Source organism: Hafnia alvei (assembly GCF_900095695.1).
Classification (GTDB): domain Bacteria; phylum Pseudomonadota; class Gammaproteobacteria; order Enterobacterales; family Enterobacteriaceae; genus Hafnia; species Hafnia alvei_B.
This window is the reverse complement of sequence record NZ_FMIQ01000072.1, coordinates 60,981-82,372: the sequence shown is the minus strand read 5'-3', so window position 1 is coordinate 82,372 and position 21,392 is coordinate 60,981. Positions and strand designations below refer to the sequence as shown.

Genomic DNA, 21,392 nt, shown 5'->3' with positions numbered 1-21,392 from the left:
GTAAAGGTCAAACCCAACAGACAACAGACAACAGACAACAGACAACAGACAACAACTCTATCTGTTTTTTAGTTTAAGTCTTGGTAGGGAGAGCCGCCGGTACAGGGATGTACCGGCGGAGTTTGGGGCGCCCTGGATGGGCGATACCAAACCGGAGCGGAGATGGCATCTCGGATAAAAGCGCGCGAGTTGAGAGCCCCCGCGCAACGGGGCTCTCATCGGACGCCTTCGACTGGGCTACATATGAAAGCGGTTATTGATAGGCGGTCGAAACCTTACACCGCACTCCCCTATCTCCACCGTCGAGCAAATACCCAAGATTGCACAACAACTGCCCAAGGCATTAGCTATCCACCACAATTAACCCCATTTTCACCCTCTATTCCCCCCATTGAACACCCGCGAGGCAAGGATAATAGACAGCACAAGCAAAATTCATGTGCGCTTCTTCGCACCGTAACAGGAATCATCCCCTTATGTCTGAAACCACACTCCCCAAGAACACTAAGCGGCGTGCCAAATGGGTATGGATACTGTTAATTCTTATTGCTGCGGGTGCGGGGGGCGGTTTTTATGGCTGGAAATATTATCAGCACCAAGAAACCCTCGCCGAAAGCAAACCGGTTCCACCGCCGATGCCGGTATTTATGCCTCTCGATACCTTCACCGTTAACCTGATCAGCGACGGCGAAGATGCCGATCGTGTGCTTTACATCGGCTTAACCCTGCGTTTGCCCGATGAAGCCACACGTAAACGTATGAACGATTATCTGCCTGAAATGCGCAGCCGTTTACTGATGCTGCTTTCGCGCCAACACGCCGCCACACTAGCCAGTGAACAGGGTAAAACTCAGTTAATGACTGATATTAAAGCCGTGCTCATGCCGCCAATTGCTCCCGGTCAGCCAAAGCAGATCGTTAGCGACGTGTTGTTTACAGCCTTTATCCTGCGGTAATCACTATGTCTGATAGCATTCTGTCACAGGCCGAAATTGACGCGTTGCTGAACGGCGATAGCGACAATGGAAAGCCTGACAACGAAGTTCCGCTCGCGGGAAGCGAAAGCGACGTTCGCCCCTACGACCCGACCACTCAGCGTCGGGTGGTACGTGAACGTCTGCAAGCACTGGAAATTATCAACGAGCGCTTTGCCCGTCAGTTTCGTATGGGGCTGTTTAACCTGCTGCGCCGTAGCCCTGATATCACGGTCGGTGCGGTTAAAATTCAGCCCTATCATGAGTTCGCCCGTAACCTTCCGGTGCCAACCAACCTCAACCTTATTCACCTCAACCCGTTACGCGGCACCGCGCTCATGGTGTTTGCGCCAAGCTTAGTGTTTATGGCGGTGGATAACCTGTTTGGTGGCGATGGTCGTTTCCCAACTAAAGTCGATGGCCGTGAGTTCACCCATACCGAACAGCGCGTGATTAAACGCATGCTGCGCTTGGCGCTGGATGCCTATCGCGATGCGTGGAGCGCCATTTATAAACTGGAAGTGGAATACGTTCGCTCTGAAATTCAGGTGAAATTCACCAATATCACCACCTCACCTAACGATATCGTGGTCACAACGCCTTTCACGATTGAAGTGGGTGCGCTGAGCGGCGAGTTTAATATCTGTATTCCTTTCTCGATGATTGAGCCGCTGCGCGAGCTGCTGGTTAACCCACCGTTAGAGAACTCGAAACAAGAAGATCAGCACTGGCGCGATACGCTCAGCACACAGGTTCAGCACTCTGAGCTGGAGCTGGTGGCCAACTTTGTTGATATTCCTTTACGCCTGTCGGAAGTGCTTAAGCTTCAGCCTGGCGATGTATTACCGATTGAAAAACCTGAAAAACTTATCGCCAATGTGGATGGTGTGCCGGTTTTAACCTGCCAATACGGCAGCCAAAACGGCCAATATGCACTGCGCGTAGAACGATTAATCAACCCTATTTTAAATGCTCTGAGCGAGGATCAGCCCAATGAGTGACGTCAACAAGCCGTCTGCCGAAGGTCATGACGACGCCGCCGACCTGTGGGCGGAAGCGATGAACGAACAGCAAACCACCGAAAATACCTCGGCGGGAAATGCTGCGGATGAGATTTTCCAAAATCTTGATAATCCATCACCGTTGGCCGGCAATCTGCACGATATCGATTTGATTTTAGATATTCCGGTCAAACTGACGGTGGAACTAGGCCGTACCAAGATGACGATCAAAGAGCTGCTGCGTTTGTCGCAGGGTTCAGTGGTGGCGCTTGACGGTCTGGCCGGCGAACCGTTGGATATTCTGATTAACGGTTATCTGATTGCCCAAGGTGAAGTGGTAGTGGTTGCCGATAAGTTTGGCGTCCGTATCACCGACATCATTACGCCGTCTGAACGCATGCGTCGCCTGAGCCGCTGATGATCCCCGCCACTTCAACGTCCACCAGCGCTCCCGCGGCACCCGCCGTGGCAACGGGCAGCGTGCTGACACAGGTTGGCAGTACGCTGGGCGCCATACTGCTGCTGATTTTGATAATCGGTTGGCTGGTTAAACGCTTAGGTTTCGCGCCTAAAAACAGCCGCAGCAGCATGCTCAACGTACGTGCAAGCTGTTCGCTCGGCGCACGTGAACGCGTGGTGGTGGTTGAAGTGGATAATCAATGCTTGGTGCTCGGCGTCACCAGCCAGAGCGTCACGCATCTGCATACTTTCACCGCTCCCCTTGCTGAAGATGAATCCGTTGAGAAAAAACAGGACTTCAGCCAGATCTTCAAGCAGGTGATACAGCAACAATTTGGTAAGCGCGGAGATAAGTCTTAATGCGCACTCAGCGTTTAATCCTTGGCCTTGGTGCCGTAACATTACTTCTGGCTAGCCCACTGGCGCTGGCACAGCTGCCCGGCATTATTTCACAGCCGCTGGCAAACGGCGGACAAAACTGGTCGTTGCCGGTTCAAACGCTGGTTTTCCTCACCTCGTTAACGTTTTTGCCCGCCGCATTGCTGATGATGACCAGCTTTACCCGCATCATCATCGTGTTGGGATTATTACGCAGCGCATTAGGCACACCGTCGGCGCCACCCAATCAGGTGATGCTAGGGCTGGCGCTGTTTCTCACCTTTTTCGTGATGTCTCCGGTGTTTGATAAAATATATCAGGATGCCTATCAGCCTTTTAGCCAAGACAAAATCACCATGGACGTCGCCATGGATCGCGGTGCCCAGCCGCTGCGCGAATTCATGCTGCGCCAAACCCGTGAAACCGATCTGGCGCTGTACGCTAAATTAGCCAATTTGCCACAGATGTCGGGGCCAGAAGACGTACCGATGCGCATTCTGCTGCCCGCTTATGTCACCAGCGAGTTAAAAACGGCCTTTCAGATTGGCTTCACTATTTTCATTCCTTTTTTGATTATCGACCTGGTGGTTGCCAGCGTGTTGATGGCGCTCGGGATGATGATGGTTCCACCGGCCACCATTTCGCTGCCGTTCAAATTAATGCTGTTTGTCTTAGTCGATGGTTGGCAGCTGTTATTGGGCTCGCTAGCGCAGAGTTTTTACAGTTAACCGCCCCACTCACTGAGTAAAAAATATGACTCCAGAATCCGTAATGGCGCTCGGTTATCAGGCAATGAAAGTGGGGTTGGCTTTGGCAACGCCGTTGCTGTTGGCTGCATTAATCAGTGGTTTGGTGATCAGCTTGCTGCAGGCTGCCACTCAGATTAACGAAATGACGCTGTCGTTTATTCCTAAAATTCTGGCCGTATTCGCGACCATGGTCATTGCTGGGCCGTGGATGCTCAGCCTGTTACTTGATTACATGCGCACCCTTTTCACCAGTATTCCCTCCATCATCGGCTAACGCGCACGATGATCTCATTTGATACCTCCCAACTGGCCTTATGGCTGGGGCAATATTTCTGGCCGTTTGTGCGTATGCTGGCGTTGATCAGCACCGCACCGCTGCTGAGTGAAAAAGCCATCACTAAAAAGACCAAGGTTGGTTTGGCGATGGCAATTACTTTTCTGCTGGTGCCTAATTTAGGCAGCAATCCAACGCCGGTAGTCAGCATTAGTGGTCTATGGCTGGTTACCCAGCAAATATTGATTGGTGCCGCGCTCGGCTTAACCATGCAGTTTGCGTTTGCCGCCGTTCGCCTCGCGGGTGAAGTGATTGGTTTGCAAATGGGGCTTTCATTTGCCACGTTCTTTGACCCTTCCGGCGGCCCCAACATGCCGATTTTGGCGCGCCTGCTTAACCTGCTGACCATGCTGTTATTTCTTAGTTTTAACGGTCATCTGTGGATGATTTCAATTCTGGCAGACAGTTTTCAAACCCTGCCCATCAGCGAACAACCGCTTAACGGCAACGGTTTTTTGATGCTTGCTCAGGCCGGTAGCCTGATTTTCATTAATGGGCTGATGTTGGCGCTTCCCCTTATTACCCTACTTCTGGCGCTCAACACCGCGCTGGGGCTGCTCAATCGCATGACGCCACAGCTCTCTATTTTTGTGGTGGGTTTCCCCCTCACGCTCACCATCGGCATGCTTTCGCTTAGCCTGATGATGCCGATGCTGGTGCCCTTCAGTGAGCATCTCTTTAGCGAAATTTTCGAGCGCTTAACCCAAGTGATCGGCGGCATGCAGGGGTTGTAATTTCACCGCTGCGCGTAACTCGCTTGCATAAAAAAGCCCCGCTATTGTTAGCGTAATGACGTTCGTTTAAGCGTTCGAGATACACGGGGCTAGCACACCGCGGGGCGCTCCGGCAGCTAAAGCTGCTACGACCCCATCGGTGTACTTCCCCTAAAATCACGCTTAAGTGAACAGCATTACACTATTGCCAGCGGGGGCTTTTTGTTTATACCAAGCAGGAGGGATACCGTCTAAATCATTGGCGCTGCGGCAAGGCAGCAAGAGTACACAGCCAACACAGGCGCTGCGCCAAGTATGACGGAGATTAGCGAATCATCTGGAACAGAGACATACCCTGCATATCCGTAAACGCTTTATACGAAGCCTGCAGCGAAACCTGACGCAGGCTGTAGTCTGAAATCGCTTGATACCAATCTACGTCCTGCGTTTGGCTAATACGACCGGTGTAGGTCATCGCCCGCTCGCTGCCGACCGCATCCAGGGAATCCAGTTCTTTGAGGTTAGTTCCGAGCTCGGCACGCACCTGCGAGACGTTATTCAAGGAGTTACGCAGACCGCGGTTGGCTGAGTCAAGCGCATCGCTCACGCCCTTTTTCACCGTTTCATCCGCACCGGCGATAGGCGTTTTCAGCGCATCAATCGCCTTTTGTAGGGTGCTAAAGATATCGCTATTCACCGAGCCATCGGGTTCTTTTACCGGATTGCTGGAAGCCTGTTGGAAAACATCTGAACCGGTGTGGCTGATGGTCATATCGCGCGCCGCATCAACTTTTTGCGTCACGGCGGTATCACCGCCCTTATAAGTCACGGTCACGCTACCGGTCACCGGATCGGTCACTTTCTCGAAAGGCGCAGTATCATTTTTGAAACCAGCAAACACGTAGCGGCCATTGCCGTCGGTGCTGTTGGCCAGATTCAGTAGCTGATCGCGGATACCTTCCAGCTGTTTGGCAATAGAAGCGCGGTCATCGTCGCTTTTGCTGCCTGAAGAGGCACCGTCGACCAACACCGGCGTGGCGTCTTGCAGGGAGGAGGTCACCTGCTGCAATACGCTCTCTTCTAGCGACACACCCTGACGCGCATAGCCGCGCGCCATTGTATACTGGTCGTTTTGAGCCTGAGCTTGCTTTAAACCCACCAGTTGCGATGCCGCTAGCGGATCGTCTGACGGGTTGATCACCCGCTTGCCGCTGGAAAGCTGTTGGCCAACGCGCTGCCATTCAGACTGTGCATCGGTGATACCACCCATATTCTGTTGGTACATCATGCTGGTGCTAAGACGCATGGAATAACATCCTTCTTATCGAATATTAAGCAGAGCGCTAAATAGCGTCGTCGCCGTCTGAATAACCTGCGCATTTGCCTGATAATACTGCTGGAAACGCATCAGATTGCCGTACTCTTCATCAAGATTCACACCTGAAACCGACTGCTGTTGCAGAGTCAGCTGTTTCACCACGTTGCCCTGTGCGGTGCTATCCACTTTTGCACTGTTGGTTTGATTACCCACCGTACCAACTAAACCCGCATAGGCTTCGTTGAAGGTTGATTTGCCCCCCACGGTTTGCGCTTTTTGCAGATCCAGCATTTTCTGGGCGTTGGTGTTATCACCTTTGCCGGTGGAATCAATCACCAAGTTGCCGCCTGCATCATACTTCGGCGTACCCGCACCGATTTTAGCGGCATCTGTGATCGCCACACCAAAACCCTGTACGGCGCTCGAGGTGGTTTTCAACGTGAAGCTATCGCTTTTTGACGCGGCTGGCGCAACCGTCACTTCCAAACCATCAAATTTCAATTTGCCATTCGCATCAGGCGCTAAATTGGTGATTTTGCTGTTGTCGGAAAGGCGCGTTATCTGCCACTGGCCATTTTTGTCATATTCCAAACGGTAGTCCGTTGCCTTGGTTTGGCTAATGTCTGTATAGGTGGCCGAAATGGATGCACCTGCCGCTTGGTTATTATTGCTGTTCGCGTAAGAAGAAGGCTGACCGATGGTGAAGAAAGGCTCGTTGGTCGTGAGATCGCCATTCAGATCGACACCGGCCTGCTGAACTTTATTAAAGCTATCGGCCATAGAGAGCGCGATTTGCCCAAGCTGGTTACGCGCGTTATCCAGCGCGCCGCTGCGGAACTGCAATATGCCGCTCAGACTACCGCCGGTGATGCGGCCTTCAGGCACTTCGCTGGCCGCTCCTGACCCGCGGTTATAGCCAACCGTCAGGCGCTGAGGGTTGGCGCTCGACGGAATAGCTTCTAGCTTGTAGCTAGTTCCACCCTGTACCAGCGATAAACCACCGGCAAACGAGACGCTCATTGAGCCCTCTTGCATGGTGATTTCTACATTCGCAATCTGATTGAGCTCAGTAGCCATCTGATCGCGCAGGTCGAGAAGATCGTTTGGCGCGTTGCCACCGCTTGCGCCGGTAAGGCGTGAGATTTGATCGTTAAGGCTGGCAATCTGTTTGGTGTAATTATTGATCTGTTCAACGCTGTTACGGACGGTCAGGTTGGCGTTGCTTTCAAGATTCTTCAGATATTCATCTGTGGTTTTAAACTGATTCACCAAGCCGTTAGCTTTGGCTAATACGGTTTGGCGCGCGGCCGGATCGCTAGGGTTGCTGACTAAATTTTGCAGGTTAGAGAAGAAGTCCTGCATATTCGCCGACAGGCTGTTGTTGCTATCCGCCAACAGGTTATCAATTTGCGATACCTGCTGGTAATACGCGGTGGTTGAGGCGTAATCGCTCTGCCCTTGGCGCAGTTGGTTAACGATAAACGAGTTATATTCGCGGTTAATCCCGCTCACGTTAACCCCGTTACCGATAAAGCCCGTTGGCGTGCTGGTTCCGCCGCTCTGTGCAAAGCTGACGGTTTGGCGGTTATAGCCTTGGGTGTAAACATTGCTCAAGTTATTACTCGCGACGCTCAGCGCGGTCTGTGCGGCGCTTAGTCCACTCATTGCGCTGTTGATTAAGTTAGCCATTCGGGTTCCTTTAAACTTAAAAAAGCCTCACGTCATCACGCGGCAAGGCTCTTGTTGTTGAAGTTGTTATCGGCGGGGTGGAGGGAAACTTGAGGGGAAAATCATCGCCTCTAACGATTTTTCCTCCCACCGATGGTGATCAATAACGGTGTGATATTCCGCCGCCTTCGTGTATGCAACGGCGGTGTAAGGTTTCGTTCGCCGGTCAGTATTTGTGTTTGCATAAAAGCGCTGGCGTAGGCGACCGAGTCGGGTGCGCCAGCGCGCGCACCCAACACCCGCGCGCTTTATTCGAAACGCCATTTCCGCTCCGGTTTGGTATCGCCCATCCAGGGCGTCCCAAACTCCGCCACGACATCCCTGTCGTGTCGGCTCTCCCTACCAAGACTTAAGCTTTACAAATTGTTCGTCTTTTTGTGTTCAATGAAATTCATTTTAGAACTGCCAACAGGGATGTTGGCGGTAGGTTGAGGGCGCACGGGACGTGCGCTCCGAGACCGGTCGGTCAAACCACTCGGTAAAAAGCGCGAGAGTCGAGAGGTTGCGCGCTGGCACCCTCTCGTCGGACGCCTACACCAACGGCTCCACGGGAACTCAAATGCTGACCGGGGTACGAAATCCATCACCTCTCAGCCCCTAAAACAACTTCTCCAAATCCGTGGTATAAGCCTTCACCGCCTGTGCGCCGGCGTTTTTAATCTGCCCTATCACCTGCACCAGTTTGCTGGCGTAGTTCGGGTCAGTGGCGTAGCCCGCTTTTTGCAAAGCGTGCGCGGCCTGCTCTGGCGTATTGGCATTGGCGACGTTGGCATAGCGTGGATTATTGGTAATCAGCTGAACGTAATCGCTGATCGCCTCCAGATACGATCCATAAACACGGAACTTGGCCTTCACTTTGTGCGCCGCCCCGTTCTCATATTCGGTGGTGGCGATCTCCGTGGTTGGGCCGTCCCAGCTTTTCCCTGCTTTAATCCCAAACAGGTTGTAGCTGCGCGAGCCATCCGGCGTAGGAATTTCACGCTGCCCCCAGCCGGACTCCAGCGCGGCCTGCGCCACAATCAGCTGATGTGGTATCCCGCTTTGCTGGCTGGCGACCCGTGCCGCACCGCTTAACTGGGTGACAAACTCCCCGTTGTTGGTTGGCATCGGTGAACCATTCTGCGGAATACGCGGCATCGCTCGGCGCATCACCTGCTCGAGCGCCCGAACCGGCATACTTTGGATAGTCTCGCCATCCAGCGCCATCGGGGTGCTTCCCACGCTGTCTGGAATAGTTGTTTTACTGCCGGAAAGCTGCTGAACCAGCATATCGGCAATGCCTAAGCTGCCCGACATCTCCTGCGCGATCTGCTGGTCATACATCGACGTATACAGCTTGGTTTGTTCGGTGCTTAGCTCCCCATCCTGAGGCAAGGCCGCACGCATGCTTTTCAGCATCATTTGCACGAACATCCCTTCCATCTGCTTAGCGGTTTCACGAATCGCTTGATCCGACCCCGCAGCCGTATGGCGTTTGAGCTGGTTTAGCGCCTGCGCGTCATACGCCGCACTTCCTAGAGAGAAGCTATCATTCATCAGATAATTTCCAATTTGGCACGTAAACAACCGGCACTTTGCATGGCTTGCAAAATCGACATCAGATCGTTAGGCGTTGCGCCCAACGCGTTCAATGTGCGAACCACGCTGTTGAGGTTGGCGCTAGAGCGAACCTGCTGAAGCGAGCCCTGTCCCTGCTGAACCGAAATCTGCGTATTTGGCGTTACCACGGTTTGCCCACCGCCAAACGGAGTATTGGGCTGGCTGACGGTGTTTTGACGATCCACCACCACCGACAAATTCCCCTGCGCAACGGCACAGGAATCCAGCTCAACGTTACGGTTCATGACCACCGAACCGGTACGCGAGTTAACGATAACCTTGGCGTCAAAGCTGCCGACAGAAACTTCAATGTTCTGAATATTCGCCAGCGCCCGCACCTGATTACTGCTGCCCTGCGGCACCAAAACCTGCACGGTACGGGCATCTAACGGCGTAGCCGACCCCATTCCGCCAAAACGGTTAATCGAATCGCTGATCCGCTGTGCCAGACTGAAATCTTCGTCATTAAGCTGAAGATTGATGATATTGCTGTTACCAAAGGTGCTGGCAATTTCACGTTCAATAGTGGCACCACCGGTAATACGCCCCCCCGCCAGCTGGTTCACCTGTACGCTGCTGCCGCCCGCCGAGGCTCCGGCTCCGCCAACTAAGACGTTGCCCTGCGCAAGCGCATAAACCTGATTATCAACCCCTTTCATCGGCGTCATCAGCAACGTACCGCCGCGCAGGCTTTTCGCATTACCCATCGAAGAAACGACGACGTCAATGTTTTGCCCCGCACGCGAAAACGCGGGCAGCTTGGCGGTCACCATCACCGCCGCCACGTTTTTGAGCTGCATGTTGGTCCCCGCCGGCACGGTAATTCCCAGCTGTGACAGCATGTTATTCAGGCTTTGGGTAGTAAACGGAGTTTGCATGGTTTGGTCACCCGAACCATCTAACCCAACGACCAACCCATAGCCGATAAGGGCGTTATCACGTACGCCCTGAACGGTCGTGAGATCACGAATACGCTCGGCGCTCGCGCTTTGTGCGGCGAGGCCAAGACACACTATCAACCCAACCAATAGCGTTTTTGTCTGGTATGCCGCACGCATAGAGCCATATTTCAGTAAGCTCATTTTTATAAAACCATTCCTTATCAACATAGGGTCAGACCTTATTAATACGGTGAAAGGTTGAGGAAGAACCGCTGCAACCAACCCATGTTTTGCGCTTCGTTGATATACCCGCTGCCGACATATTCGATGCGAGCATCAGCCACCTGCGTGGAAACCACGGTATTGCTGCCGCTGATGGTGCGAGGATTCACAACGCCGGAGAAACGAATAAATTCGGTGCCTTGGTTAATCGCTATCTGTTTTTCGCCCACCACTTTCAGGTTGCCGTTGGCTAAAACTTCCGCCACGGTCACGGTAATAGTGCCGTTAAAGGTGTTGTTGGCGTTGGCTCCGCCCTTGCCGCCAAACTGGTTGTCGCCCGACATATTCATATCGGCACGCGCATTGCCGAACAGCCCTTCCAGATAGCGCGGCGTGGTCGCCACTTCAAAGCTGGATTTGCCGTTACGGCTGGCGTTCGCCGAAGAGCTTTTGCTCGCGCTGACGTTCTCTTGCAGCGCGATGGTGAGCGTATCGCCAACGTTGCGCGGGCGGCGATCTTCAAACAGCGGCTGGTAGCCGTAGTTCATCGGCTGCACGCTTTGGAAAATAGAACCATTGGCAATTGGCGGTGCCGCCGGTGCCGGTGAGGCCGTGGTGGTTCCCTTCACGATTTGATCGTGTGGAATGTAGGCACAGCCGGAAAGCAGTAAAGCCGCACTCAATGCGGCACTGATAATAAGTTTGCTTGAAACCCCCTCCCAGCCTCCCCCTTTACAGGGGAAGGAGCCGATCGCGTTCCTACCGTCCCCTGACATACGGGGTAAGGTGGGGTTATAGCGTACGTCTGATGTCTCAATAAACATGCGGCTATCAGTCCTTAGAGCTGCGTTAAGCGCTGCAGCATCTGGTCAGACGTTGTCACGGCTTTACTGTTGATCTCATAGGCGCGCTGAGTTTGGATCATATTGACCAACTCTTCGGCCACATTGACGTTCGAGGTTTCAACATAGCCTTGATACAGCATGCCAGCACCGTTCAGGCCAGGCGTGCTTTCGGTCGGTGCGCCGGAGCTTTCTGTTTCTTGATACAGATTTTCACCCACGCTTTCCAAACCCGCATCGTTGATAAAGGTGGTTAGCGTCAGCTGCCCAACCTGCGTGGTCGCGGTTTGGCCTTGCTGATTCACGCTCACAATACCGTCACGGCCGATGGTCAGCTTGGTGGCGTTAGCAGGGATAGTGATCGCGGGAACCACTTGGAAACCACTCGAGGTTACCAACTGACCATTTTGGTCAACCTGAAATGATCCATCACGGGTATAGGCCAGCGTGCCGTCCGGCTGCTGGACTTGGAAGAAACCTTGGCCTTTGATTGCAACGTCGCGGCTGTTGTCGGTTTGCGACAGGTTGCCTTGGCTATGCAAGCGCTCGGTGGCAACAGGACGCACACCGGTACCAATCTGTAAACCCGATGGCAGCGTAGTTTGCTCGGAAGATTGTGCTCCCGGCTGACGCAGCGTTTGGTACATCAGATCTTCAAATACCGCACGTTGGCGTTTAAAGCCGTTGGTGCTGACGTTCGCCAAGTTGTTGGCGATAACGTCCATGTTAGTTTGCTGGGCTTCAAGCCCGGTTTTTGCGATGTACAGTGAACGGATCATTCAAACACTCCTACAGTTATTCAAATCGCGCAGCGGCTATTAACTCAATGACAACAGCTGGTTGGCTTTTTGTTCGTTGTCATCCACGCTGCGAATGACCTTCATCTGCATTTCAAAACGACGGGCGTTGGCGATCATATCGACCATGGTATCCACCGGTTTAACGTTGCTTCCTTCCAACACGCCGGGCATCAGACGAACCTCAGGGTCGAGCGTCAGCGTGGCACCGCGTTGCTGCTGTGCTTCAGCCGTGAGATGAAACAGGCCGTCGTCACCGTGCTGAACTTCCTGCGCCGTGGCTTTCACCAGCTTCAAACGCCCGACCTGAGTCGTGGTGTTGGGCTGGTCGCCCGCGCCGAGCGCGGTGATGGTGCCGTCTGCCGCAATAGTGACTTCCGCGCGATCGGGGATTGCGATCGGGCCGTTATCGCCTATCACTAAGTTGCCCTGCGAGGTCAGCTGCCCTGCGGTGTTAATCTGTAAACTACCGTTGCGGGTATAGGCTTCCGTACCGTCAGCATTACGCACCGCCAGCCAGCCATCCTGCTGCAAAGCCACGTCCAGAGGGCGCTCGGTGTAGTCCAGCTTGCCCATGCTCATGTCGTGCATCGGCGTTGACGCAGCGACCAGCGTGCGGGTTTCAATGCTATCGCCTTCTACCGGCACCGCGCGTAGCGCTGCCAACTGAGCACGAAAGCCGGGCGTGCTGGCGTTCGCCATGTTGTTGGCGGTAATTGACTGCTGTTCGAGGGTTTGGCTTGCGGCCCCCATCGCGGTATAAATCGCGTGATCCATAGCATCTGCCTGTTACCTCTGAGCGCAGCGAGTTTCCTCTGCGCCCAGAAGATGTGGGTAAGTGATAATTAACGCAGGTTAACCAGCGTTTGCAGGATCTGATCCTGCGTTTTGATGGTCTGCGCGTTGGACTGGTAGTTACGCTGGGCAACAATCATGTTGACCAGTTCTTTACTCAGATCGACGTTTGACGCCTCTACCGCCCCGCTGGTCAATGCGCCCAAGCCGCTTGCGCCGGGAACACCCACAATCGCCTGACCGGAAGTCGCGCTCTCTTTCCACATGTTGTTGCCCTCAGACTGTAGGCCTTCTGGGTTGGCAAAGTTGGCCATCACAATCTGGGCAAGCAGCTGAGTTTGCTGGTTGGAGTAGGTACCGGTGATGGTGCCGTCGTCGTTAATCTGATAGCCGGTCATCTCACCAGCGGCATAGCCGTCTTGGCTCTTGGCGGTCACACCGTCTTTACCGGTGTTTTGCTGCATGGAGCCGGTGAAGGTCAGATTGAAGTTTTGCGCTGGCGCACCGTTATTAGCCGCCATGTTCAGCGCTAAAGGCGTGCCAGAATTTTGCAGCGTACCGTTTTGGTCAAACTCTAACTTACCTGCATTTTGTGGTGCCGCACCCGTTGCAGCCGCGCTGTCCACGCTGTACACCGTCCACGGCGTGACGGTGCCCGTTGCAGGTGGCGTCGCTGCTGTAGGTGTGCCCTTCACAAAATAGAGATTCATGTTGTGGGAGTTACCCAGCGAATCGTAGGTGGTGATGGAGGTGGCGTAGGTATAGGAATCAACGTCATCCACTTTGAACGGGGTATTCTTAGGTGCGTCATGCGCCGAATTCAGGTTCATGCTCATGTTGCCTGAGCTACTGGCCTTGGCGGGCATCATGCCGGTTGGGATCTGAATCGCTGAAGGCTGCGCACCCTGCTGAATGGTTGGCGGTGAGCCCGCAGCCGGATAGCCGGTCAGGAATACGCCCTGCGCATTGGTCAGGAAGTTGTCCTGGTTTTTGGTGAACTGTCCATTACGTGAGTAATACACGCCACCGTTGGCATCTTGCATGCGGAAGAAACCGTTACCGCTGATAGCCACATCCAAACCACGGTTAGTGGTGGTGGTGATACCGTCGGTGAAGTCCTGCTGCACGCTGGCGACTTTTACGCCTAGACCCACTTTAGAGCCGGCAAACATATCGGCAAAGGTCACCGAGCCGGATTTAAACCCTACGGTTTGCGAGTTGGCGATGTTGTTGCCGATAACGTCGAGGTTACTGGCGGCGGCGTTTAATCCGCTGACTGCTTGGTTGAATCCCATGTGAGGTCCTGTATCTGAAGGTCAAAATAAGCGATTAGAAAAATCCGTCAGCGCTACAAAATCTGGCGCACGTCATCAAGCGAAGCCGTGCCCGCCATACCAAGCTCCAGCAACGCGCCATTGCCGTTTTTGGTTACGCCGTTAACCATGCCAAAGTGCAGCGGCTGAACCACCATCGGCTGGCCTTGATTGGTTGCGCTAACGCTGAAGGTGTACGCACCGTTTGGCACATTGGTGCCGTCGGTTTGGGTACCATCCCAGGTGTAGCTGTGAACCCCAGCGGTTTGGGTGCCCAAATCAATTTGCTTAACGACCACGCCGTTGGCATCGCTGATGCTAACCACAACGCTTTGCGCGCCACTTTCTAGCTCAAACCCAAACGGTGTGGTGCTGGTGGTGGTATCGCCTTCGTTTTTGCCAGCCAAAATATTTTTGCCTGGGATCATCACGCCATGACCAATCAGGCTGCTGGCCTGTAAAGACTGGTTGCTATTGATCTGGCCGGAAATAGAACCCAGCGTGGTATTGAGTTTTTCAATGCCGCTGACGGTGTTGATCTGCGCCAGTTGGCTGGTTAGCTCATTGTTTTGTAGCGGATTGGTAGGGTCCTGATTCTTTAGCTGCGCAACCAAAAGCGTCAGGAAGCTGTTGCTTAAGTCCTGACTGTTTTGGCTGGTTAGCCCATTGCTGCTGTTGGTTTTGTTGGTTGCGCTGGAAATATCAACCGGATCATTTAGCGAGACAGAAACTGCCATAGCGCCTCCTGTTATTGACCAAGCGTTAATGTTTTCATCATTAACGATTTGGTGGTGTTGAGGACTTCGACGTTGGCCTGATAGCTGCGTGAGGCGGCGATGGAGTTCACCATTTCCCCCACCACGTCGACGTTAGGCATCCGCACATACCCTTTGGCATCGGCTAACGGATTACCCGGTTGGTACACCAAACGCTCTGGCGACGGATCGTCCACCAGCTGCGAGACTTTCACTCCGCCGGTTTCCTGCCCTGGCGCAGCCTGAACTTCAAATACCACCTGCTTGGCGCGGTAGGGTTCGCCGTCAGGTCCGGTAACGCTGTCGGCGTTAGCCATGTTGCTGGCCGCCACGTTCATACGCTGCGACTGAGCCGCTAGCGCCGAACCGGAAATATTAAAAATGTTGAGCATCGACATGGTCGTTATCCTTGTTGCAACACAGACATCATGCTTTTGATCTGCCCGCTGATAACGGTGAGATCGGTTTGGTAACGCAGACTGTTATCAGCAAACTCGGTACGTTCACGATCCATATCTACGGTATTGCCATCCAGCGAAGGCTGATCGGGCACGCGGTAAAGCATGTCCAGCTCAGGTGGCTGGAAATTCTGGGCTGGGATATGACGGCTGGAGGTGGTGGTGAGGGAAACACCACTGCCGTTCACTCGGCCTTGTTCAATGGCTCGCGTGAGCTGTGATGAAAAATCAATATCTCTGGCTTGAAAACCAGGGGTATCAGCATTGGCGATATTGGCAGCCAGGATTTCCTGACGCTGTGCGCGTAGGTTTAAAGCTTCTTGCTGAAAACGTAACGCAGCATCCAGTTTATCGAGCATACCTTCTCCGCTAAGTGGTTTAGGACGCGCTGCCGCCGCATACAACGGGCCAGCAGATCGTCAAGAATGACAATTTGGAGTGGATAGCATAGACGTGGGTGAATACAGACGATGGGAGGAATAAGCGCATAATGCGGCGCTATTTGTGGCCTTTATTTTGCGATGAAGACGTTAGACTAAGGAACTTAAGTTATCCGAATGCCGTCATCATCGCCCGCGGAGGCCATATGCGTTTTGGCTCATTGAAGCCGCTGTTCATTCTGAATGCAGCCCTATTAGGGGGTTTATTCTTGCCAGCCGCTCAGGCGGCATCGGCGCTTGAAGAGGGGTTACACCAATTTTTTAGCCAGCAATACAGCGCTGAGAATCAGCAGGTCAACGTTAATATTCGATCCCCGCAGTCACAGTGGCCAAAGTGTGAAATACCACAGTTTTCCATGCCCTCTTCGGCGCGTCGTTGGGGAGTCGTGAGCGTGCTTGCCCAATGTCCGCAGGATAAACGCTATTTGCAGGTTGAGGTTCAAGTCACGGGAGAATACCCCGTTGCTCAGTCGCCGCTCACTCGCGGTCAGCATATCAGCCCGGCTGATTTCAAAATGACACAGGGCCGTTTGGATAAGCTCCCAGCTGGCAGCATTATGGAAATAAGCCAGCTCGATAGCGCGGTATTAACGCGTGATTTAGCCGCAGGTCAAACGGTCACCGCGTCAATGATACGCCGTTCGTGGATAATCAAAGCGGGCCAGTCGGTGCAGATTTTAGCGCAGGGAGACGGCTTCAACGTCACCAGCGAAGGGAAAGCACTCAACAATGCGGCCATCGCCGACAGCGTTCGAGTACGCTTAGCATCAGGGCAAATTATCACCGGCAAGGCCACCGAGCAGGGTTCAATAACGCTGCTAATGTGATTATTTCAGCCAATGGCCGCGTTTTTTTGGTGTTTTTTGAAAAAAAAGTGCAATAAATCGATCGAAACAAGCAATTATGACTAAAGTTATTGGCTGCCGGGCCGATGGTACAAACAGAGAAAAACACGTTGTCGCTGTGTTTAATGACAGAACAGGCTAGCGCCAACTAACCAGTGAGATAATGACAATGAGCATAGATCGCACCCATTCGCTGAGCGGTGTAACTCCGATTCAGCCAAGAGAAGCATCCGAAATTCAGCAACAAAAACGCAAAGAGGCGACCAGCCAACCTGCGGTTGACGGCGCACAGGTTAAATTAAGCGATGCGCAATCACGCTTGATGCAGCCTAACGGCCAAGATATCAACGTGGAACGCGTTGAAGCATTGAAGCTGGCTATCCGTAACGGCGAGTTGAGCATGGATACCGGTAAAATTGCCGACGCGCTGTTGCAGGACACCCACGATTTACTGAAATCAAACGACTGACAGGTAGTCATCTATGCCCGGAACGTTAGACGTGCTGCAACACATGTTGGACACCCTGAAAACGCTTGAAGTTGAGCTTGAAAACGAACAGTCACTATTGTGTGCCGGTCGTGTAGACGCAGTGCGTTTGCAGGCCGCCACCTTAGAAAAAGAGAATCTGCTCGCCACGCTTCGCCATCAGGAACAGCATCGTCATAATACCGGCGATCAAGCCCCCTATTCAGAAGATGCCGAACTTTCAACGCTGTGGCAAAGCATCATGGATCTCACTAAGAGATTACACGATATGAACCAGCACAACGGCATGCTGCTCAACCAACATCTCACCCGCAATCAAGGCGCACTCGATACGCTGAAAAGCCGCCATGGGCAATCGCTGTATGGCCCCGATGGACAGGCGCAAAGCGGGATGATTACGGGCAGGAAGTTGAGTATTTAGTTCGTATTTTCAGCAATACCCCCTCCCAACCTCCCCCTTCGCAGGGGGAGGAGCAGATCGAGATATTCTTATATTTCAAAGACAGCATTTGTACTTCTCTACCTACGGCGTGGATAGCCTCCCTTTTTAGAAAGAAAAGTAGATCGAGCTTCCTAGATATCTACACGGTTTGGTTCCCTCCCCCATTAAAGGGAGGGTTGGGATGGGTATTAGTGCTCGTCTATGTTTAAAAAGGTGAGATGGTTCGCCTCAGCGATAATTCACAATCACCTGCTGACTCACCACGCGCACCGGTGGGTAAATTACGCCCTTACCGGGGATCTGTAGCGTCATCGTTAGCGGGGATGCGGCGGATTCGCCTTGCAGCGCAGGGCTTTGCCCATTGGCACTGTCTAGCCAAAAGCAGCGTTGCGGGGAGCAAAGCTGTACCGCCAATCCTGCTGGCGCAGGATTGAGCAGTTGATAGCGCCAAACCACATCTTGGATCGTTGCTCCGGCTGGAATTCCCACCGTAGGACTTAACGGGCGTGACGTGACGCTCACGCCTTTATGGCTAAGCGTTGCACCCGTGCTGTCCGCCGACCAACTGCCGCCAGCGGCGCTGGCAGAGCAGGAAATTGTCATCAGAAGTGTGAGTGAAATGGCGCGTTTCATTAGGCAGAACCAATGGTTGAGGTCATACGTATCTGGCGGTTGTCACTGATTTCCATGTTCGACAATACCACCAGCTGCGGCAACGAGCGGTGTAGGAAGCGCGCTAGCAGCGGGCGCAGCGCGTGGTTGACCAGCAACACCGGCGGTGCGCCGAGCAATTCCTGACGCTGTAATGCCTGCTGCGCCTGCTCTAACAGGCGATCGGCTAAACCAGGTTCTAAGCCGCCACCGCCTTGTAGTGCCTGCAATAACAAGCGCTCAAGCGGTGTGTCCAGACCAATGACCTGAATCTCGCCTTCGCCGGGGAACCACTGTTGGGTAATCGCACGGCCAAGCGCCACGCGGATCACCGACGTCAACTCATACGGATCGCTTTGCGTCGGCGCATGTTCAGACAGCGTTTCAATGATCGTGCGCATATCGCGAATCGAGACTTTTTCCGCCAGCAGATTTTGCAGAACTTTGTGCAACGTCGTGAGGGTGACGGTGCCCGGAATCAGATCGTCGGTCAGCTTAGGCATTTCCTGCGTAACACGTTCCAACAGCTGCTGGGCTTCTTGGCGACCAAACAGCTCGCTGGCGTGATTTCCAACCAAGTGGTTGAGGTGGGTTGCCACCACCGTGCTGGCTTCGACCACGGTGAAACCTTGAATCTGCGCCTGTTCACGCAGGGCGTTATCAATCCAAATAGCAGGAAGCCCAAACGCCGGATCGACCGTGGCTTCGCCTTCTAAGGTTCCCGCCGCGCTGCCCGGATTAATCGCCAACCAGCGGCCCGGGTGTGCCTCACCGCGTCCCGCTTCAATCCCTTTGAGCAAAATACGGTAACCAGACGGGCTTAGCTCCAGATTGTCACGGATATGTACCACCGGCGGTAAAAAGCCCATGGTTTGCGCAAACTTCTTACGAATGCTGCGGATGCGCCCGAGCAACTCGCCGTTTTGTTGGAAATCGACCATTGGAATCAGGCGATAACCCACCTCCAGACCCAGCGGATCTTCAAGCTGAACGTCTTCCCACGTGGCTTCAACCACCGGTGGCGCTTCAGGAATAGCTTGTTCAGCCTGCGAAGGTGCCGCGCGCCCTTCTCGCTTGCTGATCCAATAGGCAATACCCAGCAATGCGGCGGTGAACAGCAGAAACACCAGATTTGGCATTCCCGGAACGAGGCCAAGTAGACCCAACACCGAAGCACTTAAAATCATAACGCGCGGATTGCTAAACAGCTGGGTGACCATCTGCTCGCCAACGTCTTGGTCGGTACTGACGCGGGTCACGATAACACCCGCTGCGGTGGAGATGACCAGCGCAGGGATCTGCGCAACCAGCCCGTCACCGATAGTCAGCAAGGTGTAGGTTTCAGCCGCTTGCCCAACCGGCATACCGTGCTGAATAACCCCCACCAGCAGCCCGCCGACCACGTTGAGCGCCATGATCATCAAGCCTGCAACGGCATCACCGCGCACAAATTTACTCGCACCGTCCATGGAGCCGTAGAAGTCGGCTTCCTGCGTCACTTCGGAGCGGCGTTTTTTCGCTTCATCTTCACCAATCAAACCGGCGTTGAGATCGGCGTCAATCGCCATCTGTTTACCCGGCATACCGTCTAAAACGAAGCGAGCCCCAACTTCAGCAATACGCCCAGCACCCTTGGTGATAACCATGAAGTTGATCAGCACCAAAATGATGAAGACCACGATACCAATGGCAAAGTTGCCGCCCACTAAGAAGTGACCAAAAGCTTCGATAACCCGCCCCGCCGCGGCACCACCGGTATGCCCATCCAGCAAGATAACGCGCGTTGATGCCACGTTCAGCGAGAGTCGCAGTAAGGTGGAAAACAGCAGGATGGTGGGGAACGCCGCAAACTCCAGCGTACGCTGGGTAAACATGGCTACCAACAGCACCATGATCGACAGCGCGATATTGAAGGTAAACAATAAATCTAGAATGAATGGCGGCAGCGGTAGCACCATCATGGACAGGATCATCAGGATCAGGATCGGGCCAGCCAGCACCTTCCACTGCGATCCATTCATTCCCTGTATGCGTAACAACGCAGCCAAATTACTCATCGGTGGTCTTCTCTCCGGCAAAATCCAGTGCTTCCGGCACTGGCAAGTTTTGTGGTTTCTTCGGTGCTAAGCCGCCCTCTTTCTGCCAACGTTTTAGCTGGTAGACCCACGCTAAAACCTCGGCAACCGCGGCGTAAAGCGTGGCGGGAATATGGTGTCCAATCTCGCTGTGTTTATAGAGCGCACGGGCGAGCGGCGGTGCTTCTAGCTGAGGAATTCGATGTTGATTGCCCAATTCTTTAATGCGTAGCGCAATCTCTCCGGCCCCTTTCGCTAATACTTTGGGCGCGCTCATTTTGTTTTCCTGATACTGCAAGGCCACCGCATAGTGCGTCGGGTTGGTCACAATCACATCGGCCTTAGGCACATCGCTCATCATGCGGCGACGCGCGGCAGCACGTTGCTGCTGGCGAATGCGTCCCTTGACGTGGGGATCGCCTTCTTGTTCTTTAAACTCGTCTTTGATTTCCTGCTTGGTCATTTTGAGTTTGCTGATGTTGCTCCAAATCTGGTAGAAGACGTCGAACGCCACCATCGGCACCAAGCCCAATACAATCAACAACCCGCACATGCCAATCAGATGCAGCGCATCGCCCATCGCATCAAGGGGCGACTCTGCAATGAGCGCCAGCATTTGCCCCCAGTAATGCCAGATAAACCAGCCGGCAACCCAGCTAACCAGCACCACCTTCAGCACGCCTTTCAATAGCTCCGCTAAGGCCTGACTGGAAAACAAGCGCTTTAACCCTGACAGCAGGCTCATCTTGCTTAAATCAAACTTGATCGATCCCGGATTAAAGAAAAAGCCGCCGATCAACATCGGCGCGGCCCAGCCGACCATCATCAGGCCGAGCAAAACAGGCATGAGCGCCGTTACGGCCTGCTGCAATAAATTACCAAGCTGGCGCAGCATCTGTTTGTCATTGCTAATGAGTAACTGGTCAAACTGTAAACCCTGCGAAATCATCGCCGAAAGCTGGCGAGCCAAATGCTCTCCGCCGATCAACAGAATAGAAATACCCGCCGCCAGCATCAGCATCGAGGTGAGCTCACGCGAACGCGGTACTTGTCCCTTCTCACGCGCTTTTTCAAGCTTATGGGATGTGGGGTCTTCTGTTTTTTCTAGATCGCTATCTTCTGACACCGCGCAATCC

At 53.6% G+C, this 21,392-nt stretch carries 24 protein-coding genes; 10 read left to right on the top strand and 14 right to left on the bottom strand.

Annotation, left to right across the window (positions count from 1 at the left end):
• Positions 1-476 precede the first annotated feature (476 nt).
• From fliL to fliR, 7 genes are read left to right on the top strand one after another with little or no spacing between them, the layout of a single operon-like run.
• The gene (fliL, locus tag BN1044_RS20005) at positions 477-956 is read left to right on the top strand and encodes a flagellar basal body-associated protein FliL (protein ID WP_072310149.1); all 480 of its coding nucleotides are present in this window, start codon (positions 477-479) and stop codon (positions 954-956) included.
• A 5-nt stretch (positions 957-961) separates the two neighbouring features.
• Positions 962-1,975, top strand: a complete 1,014-nt coding sequence (fliM, locus tag BN1044_RS20000; protein ID WP_072310148.1) for a flagellar motor switch protein FliM — start codon at positions 962-964, stop codon at positions 1,973-1,975.
• Entirely contained in the window at positions 1,968-2,393 is a 426-nt protein-coding gene (gene fliN, locus BN1044_RS19995; RefSeq protein WP_025802268.1) for a flagellar motor switch protein FliN, read from the top strand. The genes fliM and fliN overlap by 8 nt, the downstream gene beginning before the upstream one ends.
• Positions 2,393-2,794 (top strand): flagellar biosynthetic protein FliO, encoded by a 402-nt coding sequence (gene fliO / locus BN1044_RS19990; protein WP_072310147.1) that lies wholly within the window; start codon positions 2,393-2,395, stop codon positions 2,792-2,794. Before fliN ends, fliO begins: the two co-directional genes overlap by 1 nt.
• The gene (gene fliP / locus BN1044_RS19985) at positions 2,794-3,540 is read left to right on the top strand and encodes a flagellar type III secretion system pore protein FliP (protein ID WP_072310146.1); all 747 of its coding nucleotides are present in this window, start codon (positions 2,794-2,796) and stop codon (positions 3,538-3,540) included. The genes fliO and fliP overlap by 1 nt, the downstream gene beginning before the upstream one ends.
• Before the next feature lie 25 nt (positions 3,541-3,565).
• On the top strand, positions 3,566-3,835 hold the full coding sequence (gene fliQ / locus BN1044_RS19980; protein WP_008813840.1) for a flagellar biosynthesis protein FliQ: 270 nt from the start codon (positions 3,566-3,568) through the stop codon (positions 3,833-3,835).
• Positions 3,836-3,843: 8 nt separating this feature from the next.
• Positions 3,844-4,629: a flagellar biosynthetic protein FliR gene (gene fliR / locus BN1044_RS19975; protein WP_072310145.1), complete on the top strand. Its 786-nt coding sequence runs from the start codon at positions 3,844-3,846 to the stop codon at positions 4,627-4,629.
• A gap of 304 nt (positions 4,630-4,933) precedes the next feature.
• Here fliR and flgL read toward each other — a convergent pair whose 3' ends face one another.
• The 11 genes from flgL to flgB all read right to left on the bottom strand — a co-directional run bounded on the left by flgL (position 4,934) and on the right by flgB (position 15,675).
• Positions 4,934-5,914, bottom strand: a complete 981-nt coding sequence (flgL, locus tag BN1044_RS19970; RefSeq protein ID WP_072310144.1) for a flagellar hook-associated protein FlgL — start codon at positions 5,912-5,914, stop codon at positions 4,934-4,936.
• Between the two features lie 15 nt (positions 5,915-5,929).
• Complete coding sequence (flgK, locus tag BN1044_RS19965; RefSeq protein WP_072310143.1) at positions 5,930-7,615, bottom strand: flagellar hook-associated protein FlgK; 1,686 nt, start codon at positions 7,613-7,615, stop codon at positions 5,930-5,932.
• Positions 7,616-8,251: 636 nt separating this feature from the next.
• Positions 8,252-9,190, bottom strand: a complete 939-nt coding sequence (flgJ, locus tag BN1044_RS19955; protein WP_040044572.1) for a flagellar assembly peptidoglycan hydrolase FlgJ — start codon at positions 9,188-9,190, stop codon at positions 8,252-8,254.
• Positions 9,190-10,311: a flagellar basal body P-ring protein FlgI gene (locus tag BN1044_RS19950; protein ID WP_072310152.1), complete on the bottom strand. Its 1,122-nt coding sequence runs from the start codon at positions 10,309-10,311 to the stop codon at positions 9,190-9,192. The genes flgJ and BN1044_RS19950 overlap by 1 nt, the downstream gene beginning before the upstream one ends.
• A gap of 65 nt (positions 10,312-10,376) precedes the next feature.
• On the bottom strand, positions 10,377-11,180 hold the full coding sequence (gene flgH, locus BN1044_RS19945; protein ID WP_247650303.1) for a flagellar basal body L-ring protein FlgH: 804 nt from the start codon (positions 11,178-11,180) through the stop codon (positions 10,377-10,379).
• A 14-nt stretch (positions 11,181-11,194) separates the two neighbouring features.
• Positions 11,195-11,977: a flagellar basal-body rod protein FlgG gene (gene flgG, locus BN1044_RS19940; RefSeq protein WP_004092136.1), complete on the bottom strand. Its 783-nt coding sequence runs from the start codon at positions 11,975-11,977 to the stop codon at positions 11,195-11,197.
• Between the two features lie 39 nt (positions 11,978-12,016).
• Positions 12,017-12,772 carry a flagellar basal body rod protein FlgF gene (locus tag BN1044_RS19935; RefSeq protein WP_072310142.1) on the bottom strand — a complete coding sequence of 252 codons (756 nt, stop codon included), beginning with the start codon at positions 12,770-12,772 and terminating at the stop codon, positions 12,017-12,019.
• 68 nt (positions 12,773-12,840) lie between these two features.
• The gene (flgE, locus tag BN1044_RS19930; RefSeq protein ID WP_072310141.1) at positions 12,841-14,085 is read right to left on the bottom strand and encodes a flagellar hook protein FlgE; all 1,245 of its coding nucleotides are present in this window, start codon (positions 14,083-14,085) and stop codon (positions 12,841-12,843) included.
• Positions 14,086-14,138: 53 nt separating this feature from the next.
• Positions 14,139-14,840 (bottom strand): flagellar hook assembly protein FlgD, encoded by a 702-nt coding sequence (gene flgD / locus BN1044_RS19925; RefSeq protein WP_025802292.1) that lies wholly within the window; start codon positions 14,838-14,840, stop codon positions 14,139-14,141.
• 11 nt (positions 14,841-14,851) lie between these two features.
• Positions 14,852-15,256 (bottom strand): flagellar basal body rod protein FlgC, encoded by a 405-nt coding sequence (flgC, locus tag BN1044_RS19920; RefSeq protein ID WP_025802294.1) that lies wholly within the window; start codon positions 15,254-15,256, stop codon positions 14,852-14,854.
• Between the two features lie 5 nt (positions 15,257-15,261).
• On the bottom strand, positions 15,262-15,675 hold the full coding sequence (flgB, locus tag BN1044_RS19915; protein WP_025802296.1) for a flagellar basal body rod protein FlgB: 414 nt from the start codon (positions 15,673-15,675) through the stop codon (positions 15,262-15,264).
• Positions 15,676-15,902: 227 nt separating this feature from the next.
• Between flgB and flgA the strand changes: the two genes are divergently transcribed.
• The 3 genes from flgA to BN1044_RS19900 all read left to right on the top strand — a co-directional run bounded on the left by flgA (position 15,903) and on the right by BN1044_RS19900 (position 17,509).
• Complete coding sequence (gene flgA, locus BN1044_RS19910; protein WP_072310140.1) at positions 15,903-16,583, top strand: flagellar basal body P-ring formation chaperone FlgA; 681 nt, start codon at positions 15,903-15,905, stop codon at positions 16,581-16,583.
• Between the two features lie 187 nt (positions 16,584-16,770).
• Positions 16,771-17,070 (top strand): flagellar biosynthesis anti-sigma factor FlgM, encoded by a 300-nt coding sequence (gene flgM, locus BN1044_RS19905; RefSeq protein WP_072310139.1) that lies wholly within the window; start codon positions 16,771-16,773, stop codon positions 17,068-17,070.
• Between the two features lie 13 nt (positions 17,071-17,083).
• Positions 17,084-17,509: a flagella synthesis protein FlgN gene (locus tag BN1044_RS19900; RefSeq protein ID WP_072310138.1), complete on the top strand. Its 426-nt coding sequence runs from the start codon at positions 17,084-17,086 to the stop codon at positions 17,507-17,509.
• A 249-nt stretch (positions 17,510-17,758) separates the two neighbouring features.
• Here the strand turns inward: BN1044_RS19900 and BN1044_RS19895 are convergent, their stop codons facing one another.
• Genes BN1044_RS19895 through flhB form a run of 3 tightly spaced genes read right to left on the bottom strand, consistent with a single transcriptional unit; the run spans position 17,759 to position 21,382 of the window.
• Positions 17,759-18,163, bottom strand: a complete 405-nt coding sequence (locus BN1044_RS19895) for a flagellar protein FlhE (RefSeq protein WP_072310137.1) — start codon at positions 18,161-18,163, stop codon at positions 17,759-17,761.
• A complete protein-coding gene (gene flhA / locus BN1044_RS19890) occupies positions 18,163-20,238 on the bottom strand; it encodes a flagellar biosynthesis protein FlhA (RefSeq protein WP_046458506.1) in 2,076 nt (691 codons plus the stop codon). Before flhA ends, BN1044_RS19895 begins: the two co-directional genes overlap by 1 nt.
• Positions 20,231-21,382, bottom strand: a complete 1,152-nt coding sequence (flhB, locus tag BN1044_RS19885) for a flagellar biosynthesis protein FlhB (RefSeq protein ID WP_072310136.1) — start codon at positions 21,380-21,382, stop codon at positions 20,231-20,233. Before flhB ends, flhA begins: the two co-directional genes overlap by 8 nt.
• Between the last annotated feature and the right edge of the window lie 10 nt (positions 21,383-21,392).